12 protein-coding genes are annotated in these 10,612 nt (G+C 44.4%); 2 read left to right on the top strand and 10 right to left on the bottom strand.

The window, feature by feature from the left end; translation table 11 throughout:
• Window positions 1-101: 101 nt before the first annotated feature.
• The 5 genes from BGI33_RS13580 to BGI33_RS11140 all read right to left on the bottom strand — a co-directional run bounded on the left by BGI33_RS13580 (window position 102) and on the right by BGI33_RS11140 (window position 3,599).
• Window positions 102-464 carry an RHS repeat domain-containing protein gene (locus BGI33_RS13580; protein WP_218965194.1) on the bottom strand — a complete coding sequence of 121 codons (363 nt, stop codon included), beginning with the start codon at window positions 462-464 and terminating at the stop codon, window positions 102-104.
• 367 nt (window positions 465-831) lie between these two features.
• Window positions 832-1,146 (bottom strand): hypothetical protein, encoded by a 315-nt coding sequence (locus tag BGI33_RS11155; protein WP_100091277.1) that lies wholly within the window; start codon window positions 1,144-1,146, stop codon window positions 832-834.
• A gap of 1 nt (window position 1,147) precedes the next feature.
• Entirely contained in the window at window positions 1,148-1,888 is a 741-nt protein-coding gene (locus tag BGI33_RS11150) for an RHS repeat-associated core domain-containing protein (RefSeq protein ID WP_218965193.1), read from the bottom strand.
• Window positions 1,889-2,378: 490 nt separating this feature from the next.
• Complete coding sequence (locus BGI33_RS11145) at window positions 2,379-2,798, bottom strand: hypothetical protein (protein ID WP_100091274.1); 420 nt, start codon at window positions 2,796-2,798, stop codon at window positions 2,379-2,381.
• A 9-nt stretch (window positions 2,799-2,807) separates the two neighbouring features.
• Complete coding sequence (locus BGI33_RS11140; RefSeq protein ID WP_100091273.1) at window positions 2,808-3,599, bottom strand: RHS repeat domain-containing protein; 792 nt, start codon at window positions 3,597-3,599, stop codon at window positions 2,808-2,810.
• A 60-nt stretch (window positions 3,600-3,659) separates the two neighbouring features.
• On the opposite strand from BGI33_RS11140, the gene BGI33_RS11135 reads away from it, so the two are divergent.
• On the top strand, window positions 3,660-4,046 hold the full coding sequence (locus BGI33_RS11135) for a hypothetical protein (RefSeq protein ID WP_100091271.1): 387 nt from the start codon (window positions 3,660-3,662) through the stop codon (window positions 4,044-4,046).
• Window positions 4,047-4,190: 144 nt separating this feature from the next.
• Complete coding sequence (locus tag BGI33_RS14395; RefSeq protein ID WP_257380448.1) at window positions 4,191-4,607, top strand: hypothetical protein; 417 nt, start codon at window positions 4,191-4,193, stop codon at window positions 4,605-4,607.
• Between the two features lie 39 nt (window positions 4,608-4,646).
• Here BGI33_RS14395 and BGI33_RS11125 read toward each other — a convergent pair whose 3' ends face one another.
• The 5 genes from BGI33_RS11125 to BGI33_RS11105 all read right to left on the bottom strand — a co-directional run.
• Complete coding sequence (locus tag BGI33_RS11125) at window positions 4,647-5,096, bottom strand: hypothetical protein (RefSeq protein ID WP_100091269.1); 450 nt, start codon at window positions 5,094-5,096, stop codon at window positions 4,647-4,649.
• An 11-nt stretch (window positions 5,097-5,107) separates the two neighbouring features.
• Window positions 5,108-7,051, bottom strand: coding sequence for an RHS repeat-associated core domain-containing protein (locus BGI33_RS13575; RefSeq protein WP_100091268.1), 1,944 nt, complete (start codon window positions 7,049-7,051; stop codon window positions 5,108-5,110).
• A 201-nt stretch (window positions 7,052-7,252) separates the two neighbouring features.
• Window positions 7,253-7,576 carry a hypothetical protein gene (locus BGI33_RS11115; protein ID WP_100091266.1) on the bottom strand — a complete coding sequence of 108 codons (324 nt, stop codon included), beginning with the start codon at window positions 7,574-7,576 and terminating at the stop codon, window positions 7,253-7,255.
• 121 nt (window positions 7,577-7,697) lie between these two features.
• Window positions 7,698-7,946 (bottom strand): hypothetical protein, encoded by a 249-nt coding sequence (locus tag BGI33_RS11110; protein ID WP_100091265.1) that lies wholly within the window; start codon window positions 7,944-7,946, stop codon window positions 7,698-7,700.
• Window positions 7,946-10,612, bottom strand: a 2,667-nt coding sequence (locus BGI33_RS11105; protein WP_144235428.1) for an RHS repeat-associated core domain-containing protein, incomplete at its 5' end; no start/stop codon positions are given. The genes BGI33_RS11105 and BGI33_RS11110, both read right to left, overlap by 1 nt.

Here is a 10,612-nt window from a genome sequence, read left to right as displayed (position 1 = left end):
TAACTGTTTAGCGAGTTCTAAAAGTCCTAATTTAGGTTTAATTATTTTTGCAGATTGATTCATTACTGACACTCCATTGTTGGTTTAAAATACACTAAATGTCAGATTAAATAAAGACTACTACAGGTAAAGCGGCCTATATCCGGATCATAATACCTGAAGGTATTGTAATGTAAGCCGGTTTCTCTGTCTAAATATTGTCCCTGATATCTGAGGTTTTGCTCTACTGATTCGTGTTCGATTTCATGAATCCGCTTTCCCCATAACTGAAAGCTACATTCCCAAAGTATTTTACCGTTTGCATCGGTTAGTTCTTCCGGACAGCCGTTCAGGTCGGTATGGAAGTAGCGGATATGTTGTTCTTGGTTGCCGTCTGTGTCTATCCGCGCCATTGGTTCGTAGCTGTTCTGATCTGTATAGATATATAGGCTGGTAGGATGATTCGATCCGGTTTCCTGAATCATTCTTAAGCCGTCCCACAGGAAGCGGGTACGGTTGTAGGGTTGGCCTTCGCGATCTAACTTCTGTTTTTCGATGCGTCTGCCAAGGGCGTCATAGAGGTAGCGGTATCGTTCGGTTTTGTTGAGCTGTTCGATGCGTACTTCGCTCAGGCGGTGTTCGGCGTCGTAGTGGTAATGCTGGGTGGCACCGGTGGTCTGTTTACTGGCAGTTCTGCCGTGCTCGTCGTAGTGATAGTGGGTGCTGTGGCCGATAGGTCGGTATAGCTCTATAATTAGCTAGCGATATTAAATAATATGGAACATATAACATAATTTTCTATGTGACTATTGTCCTAAGTATGGGATATTTACAGTCGCATTCTCCAAATATTTAATCTCCAGGTTTTTCCCAATATTTTATTTTTTCCATTGCACGCTCAATATCATCCATGTCATCAATACCTAACTCATCATTAAAATTTTCAGAAAGAATTGCACGCAATCTGGCCAATTCTTGAATTAAATGCTTATTATCAATAAAGCGTGCTATTTCTTTTTCATAACCAACTCTATCAATATCTGGGTAAACGTTATCATAATAATATCTTGTTATATTTTTAAAAGAAATTAAAAAAAACTCAATAATTGATAACGCATCAATTAAATTTTCTCCAGAAATTGTTATTTCTTCATTATCTTTTAGCATATCACTTCCTTTGAACTATTTTTGCATTTTTTGATAAAACTATATCTCCCTTAATTGTTAATTCTTCTGTATGGTAAGCAGGATTTTTAATCCACTCTAATTTTTCTGTAGGAACATCTGTTTCTATATAATCACGACCACGACCTTTTTTAATCCCATACTTATCTTCAGCTTTTATCTGATTCAATGGCTTTTTATTGGCCGGTTCAACATAAACTCGCCCATTATCTCTAGCCTTGATTACTCCTTCTTGTTTAATAGCATTTGATCCTTTGCGGTTTGTATAGTGGCGTACTCGTGTTATACCGCCACAACTCCAACCCCACGGATCGACCCAAGTCAACCCATTAGGCGCATACTGATACAGATTAAATCCACCCAGCAGCCCAATCGGGTCTGGCTGAGTAAATCTACCTATATCCGGATCATAATACCTGAAAGTATTGTAATGCAGTCCGGTTTCCCTGTCTAAATATTGTCCCTGATATCTGAGGTTTTGTTGGATGGGGATATGTTCGATTTCATGAATCCGTTTTCCCCATAGCTGAAAGCTGCATTCCCACAGTATTTTACCGTTTGCATCGGTTAGTTCTTCTGGGCAGCCATTCAGGTCGGTGTGGAAGTAGCGGATATGTTGTTCTTGGTTGCCGTCTGTGTCTATCCGCGCCAGTGGTTCGTAGCTGTTCTGGTCGGTGTAGATATACAGGCTGCTGGGGTGATTTGGGCCGGTTTCCTGAATCATTCTTAACCCGTCCCACAGGAAGCGGGTACGGTTGTAAGGTTTGCCTTCGCGGTCTAACTTCTGTTTTTCGATGCGCCTGCCAAGGGCGTCATAGAGGTAGCGGTATCGTTCGGTTTTGTTGAGCTGTTCGATGCGTACTTCGCTCAGGCGGTGGTCGGCGTCGTAGTGATAGTGGTAGTGCTGGGTAGCACTGAATGCAGGAGCTGGCTAAAGCCGGTTAGGCTTTGTTTGCTGTTTTCTTCATTGTGTCTTCAATTAGGATATGTATCGTAAAATGGTAAAACTAACTCATCACAATAGATAAGCCTTAAAATGTGCTGGCTGGAGCAGCTCAGTTTTGTTATTGACATGCTTGCCACCATCACTATTAAAGACGAGTAGCAAGTTGTTATACCTGAGATTAAAGTTTGATTAGCAACTAAAATAAAACAGCAGAAAAGAGTTGGAAGCGAATCTTTCGATTTATTCTCTTACTCACAACCTTAGTTAATTATATTCTAAATACAGATAGGTATTTAAAAATAAAATCTAGTGATAAAAAATCAGTAATATTTTCAAAATCATCATATCCTTCTGGCAAAGGGAGACCAATACCATTTATTCCATCTACCACCACACATCCACCCAAAGCGACCTGATTTCTAGAGTGCTCTAACACATCTTTTACAGACATACCAGGCCATAGCTTATCGTTGTATTTTCCTTCAAATTTTTCATTACACATAATAGAATAAATAGAACCACTATTTTCATATCCAATTGTTATTAATCCATTATCAAGTATAATAATTCCATCATTGATTTCAATAGTGTATATACTTGAAATATTCTCGATAACATTATTAATATTATCATTTAAATTTATGCCTGCTAAAGATTTACCAGGGATTATATCTATCATTCTGTTCATTCGAATTTCCTATTTAGGTGCATTGTGCAATGCTTTATCTATATAAACTGGACTATCAAAAATCCTGTCATAGTTTGCAAATCCAGTATGTCCTAGTCTTCCCTGAACCTTACCATTCCTGTAAATCTTCCAATAGTCAGATTTATGCACAGCATTATTGCCACCTGGATGATAATCTAGAATATCAATATCACCATTTTTATTTATTCTTGTATAACGAGTATGCGGTGTAGCATTAGGGCTAGTCCTATGTATACTTTTATTATATCCTTTCTTAATTAAAAATTTATCGATTTGATCAGGAGTTTTTCCAGATAGTTTATCGACCCATCTCTTAGTAATATTATTTTTCTTATTGAAAGTCTTAGTACAAGTTAACCCCCACGGATCGACCCAAGTCAACCCATTAGGCGCATACTGATACAGGTTAAACCCGCCAGCTAAGCCTATCGGGTCAGGCTGAGTAAATCTACCTATATCCGGATCATAGTACCTGAAAGTATTGTAATGTAGGCCGGTTTCTCTGTCTAAATATTGTCCCTGATATCTGAGATTCTGCTCTATGGGTTCGTGTTCGATTTCATGAATCCGCTTCCCCCATAACTGAAAGCTACATTCCCAGAGTAATTCGCCGTTTGCATCGGTTAGTTCTTCTGGGCAGCCGTTCAGGTCGGTGTGGAAGTAGCGGATATGTTGTTCTTGGTTGCCGTCTGTGTCTATCCGCGCTAGTGGTTCGTAGCTGTTCTGGTCGGTATAGATATACAGGCTGGTAGGATGATTCGGGCCGGTTTCCTGAATCATTCTTAACCCGTCCCACAGGAAGCGGGTACGGTTGTAGGGTTTGCCTTCACGGTCTATCTGATGCTTTTCGATACGCCGGCCAAGGGCATCGTAAACATACCCATAACGCTGGCTGCGGCCTGTTTGCTCAATGCGTACTTCGCTCAGGCGGTGGTCGGCGTCGTAGTGATAGTGCTGGGTTGCGCCGATGGTCTGTTTGGTCTGGGTTCTGCCGTGCTCGTCATAGCGGTAGTGGTGGCTTCTGAAATGCAGGAGCTGGTTACAGCGAATCAGGTTGTAGTTGCTGTAGTCTTCTCGGTATTTGCTGTCCAACAGGTTGGCGGCCGCATCGTATTGCAGGGTTTCCCAGTATCTCTGGTTGCGACAGCCTTCGATTCTGCCGGTGTGATCATAGCGGTAATCGGTCTGGCCGTGTTTGCTGTGTTTTTTGCTTACCAGTCGGTCTAGGTTGTCGTACTGGTAGCTGCGTTCGATGAGGATATCGGGCAGGATGGGGTTCTGATTGCGCTGTATCTGTTTGCGTTGCAGCCGGCTGTTGCGGTCGTATTTGAACTGGGTGTTCAGGCGTCCCTGAGTGCGTAATACTTCGCGGTGCAGGTTGTCGCGTTCGATATCGCTGATGATGTGGCCGTCGATGTTTATCTGGTGCAGGTGGCCGGAGCCGTAATAGAGGTTGTTGATGGTGCGCCCATCCGGCAGGGTGGTGGCGATGCGATTGCCCAGTGGGTCGTACTGGTGGCTGAGGGTGCCCTGTGCGGTGGTTTCGCTCAGCAGGTTACCCAGTTGATCGTAGCTGAAGGTAATGAGGTCGAGTTCAGCTTCAGCAGGCAGGCCGGCTTTTTTGTAGCCGACTTTGATAAGGTTGTCGGCTTGGTCGTACTGGTAGGCGGTGTTGCCGTCGGTGGTGTATTTGCCGATCAGGCGGCCGATGGCATCGCGTTTGAAGCGGTGGATGATTTCGGCACTGCTTTAATTCAAGATGGATTGGTTTTTGTTAAATGTAAATAGAAAGAAAATAACATAATATTCTTCCAAAAATTTATTTTATCATTTATCATCCCATTCCAAATCTACTTTTTTGTCATAATATGATGGGATTTCTTTATCTGGAACTGGTAAGTATTCGCCATTAACTATATTATATACATGGTTTCTATAAGGATACTTAGATATTATATTTTTAATATCACCATACAAATCTTCTTTTTTAAACCAAACGTTACCACATTCACCACACCCAAAAAATGGAGGTGTATCTTCAATATAAGATACTATACCCGCGCATGTTTCTTTAGGGCATCTTAACCCATTAACAACAGGTGTTTTTTTATTCTCTGGGTTATTTAAATGCATCGGATTAAAAGCATAACTCATTGAACAATGAGGACACTTTATCATAATGAATTTCATGCTTTTTTTGCGAGAAGCTAAGATGAAACGATCTTGCTCTTCTGATGTTATAAATTCTTTCTTACAATTATCACACAATAAATTCATACAAACCTCTTTTAATTAAGACCAAATGGATTCATACCTTCAGGATACCAATGTAAAGCTTTATTATTGATGGAGTGATAGCTTTTATCCATGAGTTCAAGATTACTATATCTATTATTCCCACCTCGGAATAATGGCTTTTTATGATGTACAACCATATTATCAGGCAATTTGCCTTTACTCATTTTCTTTACAGCATTGTTCCCCCATTTGGGTATAGCATTTGGAGCTTTTGATAACGATTTTAAGAATTTCTCTCGAACGCCACCACGACGTTCAAAGTTATAGCGTAATTTAGCAACTTCTTTTACTGTTCTTTTATGATACTTAGTAGGTTTACATGTTAACCCCCACGGATCAATCCAAGTCAACGCATTAGGCGCATACCGATACAGATTCAATCCACCCAGCAGCCCAATCGGGTCTGGCTGGGTAAAGCGTCCTATATCTGGATCATAATACCTGAAAGTATTGTAATGTAAGCCGGTTTCTCTGTCTAAATATTGTCCCTGATATCTGAGGTTTTGCTCTATGGGTTCGTGTTCGATTTCATGAATTCGCTTACCCCATAACTGAAAGCTGCATTCCCACAGTATTTTACCGTTTGCATCGGTTAGCTCTTCCGGTGCTCCATTCAGATCGGTGTGGAAGTACATTACCCTTTCTGGTTCATTACCTCGTTTATCTATCCGCGCCAGTGGTTCGTAGCTGTTCTGGTCGGTATAGATATACAGGCTAGTGGGGTGATTCGGGCCGGTTTCCTGAATCATTCTTAAGCCGTCCCACAGGAAGCGGGTACGGTTGTAGGGTTGACCCTCACGGTCTATTTGATGCTTTTCGATACGCCGGCCAAGGGCATCATAGACGTAGCCGTAACGCTGGCTGCGGCCTGTTTGTTCGATGCGTACTTCGTTCAGGCGGTGTTCGGCGTCGTAGTGGTAGTGCTGAGTAGCGCCGATGGTCTGTTTGGTCTGAGTTCTGCCGTGCTCATCATAGCGGTAGTGGTGCCCTCTGAAATGCAGGAGCTGGTTACAGCGAATCAGGTTATGATTGCTGTAGTCTTCTCTGTATTTGCTGTCCAGCAGGTTGGCGGCGGCATCATATTGCAGGGTTTCCCAGTATCTCTGGTTACGGCAGCCTTCGATTCTGCCGGTGTGATCATAGCGGTAATCGGTCTGGCCGTGTTTGCTGTGTTTTTTGCTTACCAGTCGGTCGAGGTTGTCGTACTGGTAGCTGCGTTCGAGCAGGATATCAGGCAGGATGGGGTTCTGATTGCGCTGTATCTGTTTGCGTTGCAGCCGGCTGTTGCGGTCGTATTTGAACTGGGTGCTCAGGCGTCCCTGAGTACGTGATACTTCGCGGTACAGGTTGTCGCGTTCGATATCGCTGATGATGTTGCCGTCGATATTTATCTGGTGCAGATGGCCGGAACCGTAATAGAGGCTGTTGATGGTGCGCCCATCCGGCAGGGTGGTGGCGATGCGGTTGCCCAGTGGGTCGTACTGGTGGCTGAGGGTACCCTGTGCGGTGGTTTCGCTCAGCAGGTTACCCAGTAGATCGTAGCTGAAGGCGATGATATCGGGTTCGGCTTCTGCGGGCAGGCCGGCTTTTTTGTAGCCGACTTTGATAAGGTTGTCGGCTTTATCGTACTGGTAGGCGGTGGTGCCGTCGGTGGTGTATTTGCCGATGAGGCGGCCGATGGCATCGCGTTTGAAGCGGTGGGTGATTTCGGCACTGCTGCCGGCAGCAAAGTGCACGGCGCTGACGTTATTCAGTGCATCGTAGCTGTATTTCTGTTTACGCCCGTCCAGATCGGTTTGTTCGATGAGGCGGTCGGCGGCATCGTATTGAAATTGGTAGTGTTCGCCGTTTTCGTTGATAAGGGTGTTAAGGCGGCCATAGGCGTCGTAGTTAAAGCCGAGTTTGCGTCCGGCAGCATCGATGCGGGTATGCACCAGTCCGCGCGGGTCGCGCTGGTAGTGGGTGCTGTGGCCGGCGGGGTCGGTATAGATGAGTAGTTGGCCGGCAGTATTAAATAATATGGAATATATAACATAATTTTCTATGTGATTATTGTACTAAGTATGGAATATTTACAATTGTTCATTCATTAGTACACCATCAACATAGACTGGTGAGTCTTTAGTGGATCATATTCACCATCCTGTTAATTCTCCATCTTCATCTAATATTACTATTCCTGTTTGTTTTCTTAACCATGTAAATAAAGCCTCTAAATCTTTCTCAATACTTAGGGGATGAGCACTTATTTCAATAAAAATACTTTTATCTTCAAAAAAAAATCGAACATCAAATAGCCAATTTCCTTCATTAGAAATAGATTCTGTACCTGATAAAAGATATGCTGAGTCATTTTTTTTAGTATAAGTATTTAATGATCTAATTTTATTTGCAATTTTATCTTTATGGGCTACATACCATTTTTCATCATTAAAAAATAATTGAAATTCTGCTGACATTATATTATTTAATATTCATAATTCTAGATAAATAAAGCTGAAAAATATTTTGGCTTTCTTATTTCAATATGAGCAAAGGTAATTTAGATACGGCAGGTTTATTGGAAAATTTTATTATAAATTAAATGGATAATAAATATTTAATAATATTATCTTTTGTTACCTTTTTAAGGACTACTGCATATTCATCTTTAAAATAGCCTATATCAGATATTTCATCCTCCGCATCTTGAATAAACCGTATCGGATCATAAAAATTAAATGTGTATATATTTCCATTTACTGTAACTTCAAAATTTAATACAACTCCTTTAGATTCGCATTCAAGTTGAAACAAATTGTCATACCAATCAGGAAATATAATATTCATTAATCTAATACCTTTATTTTTGATAGAACAGCCTGATAATCTTCTACAGACATTGGATGTGACGGAACGATTTCATAATGTTTTGGATCACTTCCTCGTTGGATAATTTTCAAATTATCGCTAACAGTAGTCATATCTATTTTATGAGGAACAAACCCTTTACTAGATACACTAGTAGGATTATCAAAAACAGAAACACCATGTGTTGTTTTTACTAAACCTGTTGATTTATCAAATTTATACTCTCCTGGTTTTGCTTTAAAAGAAACAGGTTCACCTTTTTTTGAACCCCGGAAATAACAACTCCACCCCCACGGATCAATCCAAGTCAATCCATTAGGCGCATACTGATACAGATTAAATCCACCCAGCAGTCCTATTGGGTCTGGCTGGGTAAAGCGGCCTATATCCGGATCATAATACCTGAAGGTATTGTAATGTAAGCCGGTTTCTCTGTCTAAATATTGTCCCTGATATCTGAGGTTTTGCTCTATGGGTTCGTGTTCGATTTCATGAATCCGCTTTCCCCATAACTGAAAACTGCATTCCCACAGTATTTTACCGTTTGCATCGGTAAGCTCTTCCGGACAGCCGTTCAGGTCGGTATGGAAGTAGCGGATATGTTGTTCATAGTTGCCGTCTGTGTCTATCCGCGCCAGTGGTTCGTAGCTGTTCTGGTCGGTATAGATATACAGGCTGGTGGGGTGATTCGGGCCGGTTTCCTGAATCATTCTTAAGCCGTCCCACAGGAAGCGGGTACGGTTGTAGGGTTTGCCGTCGCGGTCTATTTGATGCTTTTCGATACGCCGGCCTAAGGCGTCGTAGACGTAGCCGTAACGCTGGCTGCGGTTTAGTTGTTCGATGCGTACTTCGCTCAGGCGGTGTTCAGCGTCGTAGTGGTAGTGCTGGGTGGCGCCGATGCTCTGTTTGGTCTGGGTTCTGCCGTGCTCGTCGTAGCTGTAGTGGTGTTCTCTGAAATTCAGGAGCTGGTTGCAGCGGATGACATTCTGATTGCTGGGGTCTAATTCTATTGGCCGTCTGTGGTCTAATAGGTTGGCGGCGGCATCGTATTGCAGGGTTTCCCAGTATCTCTGATTGCGACAGCCTTCGATTCTGCCAGTGTGATCATAGCGGTAATCGGTCTGTCCGTGTTTGCTGTGTTTTTTGCTTACCAATCGGTCGAGGTTGTCGTACTGGTAGCTGCGTTCGATGAGGATATCGGGCAGAATCGGATTCTGATTGCGCTGTATCTGTTTGTGTTGTAGCCGGCTGTTGCGGTCGTATTTGAACTGGGTGTTCAGGCGTCCCTGAGTACGTGATACTTCGCGGTGCAGGTTGTCGCGTTCGATATCGCTGATGATGTTGCCGTCGATATTTATCTGGTGCAGATGGCCGGAACCGTAATAGAGGCTGTTGATGGTGCGCCCATCCGGCAGGGTGGTGGCGATGCGGTTGCCCAGTGGGTCGTACTGGTGGCTGAGGGTACCCTGTGCGGTGGTTTCGCTCAGCAGGTTACCCAGTAGATCGTAGCTGAAGGTGATGATATCGGGTTCAGCTTCTGCGGGCAGGCCGGCTTTTTTGTAGCCGACTTTGATAAGGTTGTCGGCTTGGTCGTACTGGTAGGCGGTGGTGCCGTCGGTGGTGTATTTGCCGATGAGGCGGCCGATGGCATCGCGTTTGAAGCGGTGGGTAATTTCGGCACTGCTGCCGGCAGCAAAGTGCACGGCGCTGATGTTGTCGAGGGGGTCGTAGCTGTATTTCTGTTTGCGCCCGTCCAGATCGGTCTGTTCGATCAGGCGGTCGGAGGCATCGTATTGAAACTGGTAGTGTTCGCCGTTTTCGTTGGTGAGGGTGTTGAGGCGGCCATAGGCATCGTAGTTAAAGCCGAGTTTGCGTCCGGCAGCATCGATGCGGGTATGCACCAATCCGCGCGGGTCGCGCTGGTAGTGGGTGCTGTGGCCGGCGGGATCGGTATAGGTCAGTAGCTGGCCGGCACTGTTGACGCGATAATGTTCCTGTCTGCCGTCGGATAAGGTTACGCCGGTAAGCTGGCCGGCGGCGTTGTACTGGTATTTGCTGCTGTTGCACTGGGCGTCGGAAATACTGCTGAGATTGCCTGATGCATCGTAATAGAGATGGGTGGCGGTACCGGAGCAGTCTCTGTGCTGAATCAGTTGACCGTTCTGGTTCCAGCGCAGGTATTTGTTGCCACCGCGCGCATCGGTGATTTGAACTATCTGGCCATGCAGGTCGTACTGGTAGTGGGTACGCTGTTTGTGGGGGTCAATAACGCTGCGCAGGTTGCCACGCTGGTCGTAGTAGTAACGCCAGGTGCTGCCATCGGGGTCGACGCTGATGGTGGGTAAAGCCCAGTGTGGCAGCCACTGGGTTTGGCTGGTACGGCCGAGGGGATCGGTTTCTGCGGTTTCGCGTCCCTGTTCGTCATAGCTGTAGCGCCATTTCCCGCCTTGGGGATTGGTGACGCTGACCAGTTGCTGGTCTTCGTTCCACTCAAATTCGGTAGTCTGGCCGAGGGGGTCGATGTAGCGGGTGATTTGGTAGACTTCGTTCCAGTAATGCTGGCTTACTCGACCTAGACTGTCATATACAGTGGTGAGGCGTTGTTCGAGATCATATTGGAAGCGGTAGTCTTCCAGACGTTTACC

It is taken from the genome of Snodgrassella alvi (genome assembly GCF_002777425.1).
Taxonomy (GTDB): domain Bacteria; phylum Pseudomonadota; class Gammaproteobacteria; order Burkholderiales; family Neisseriaceae; genus Snodgrassella; species Snodgrassella alvi_B.
This window is presented reverse-complemented; position numbering and strand designations above follow the sequence as displayed.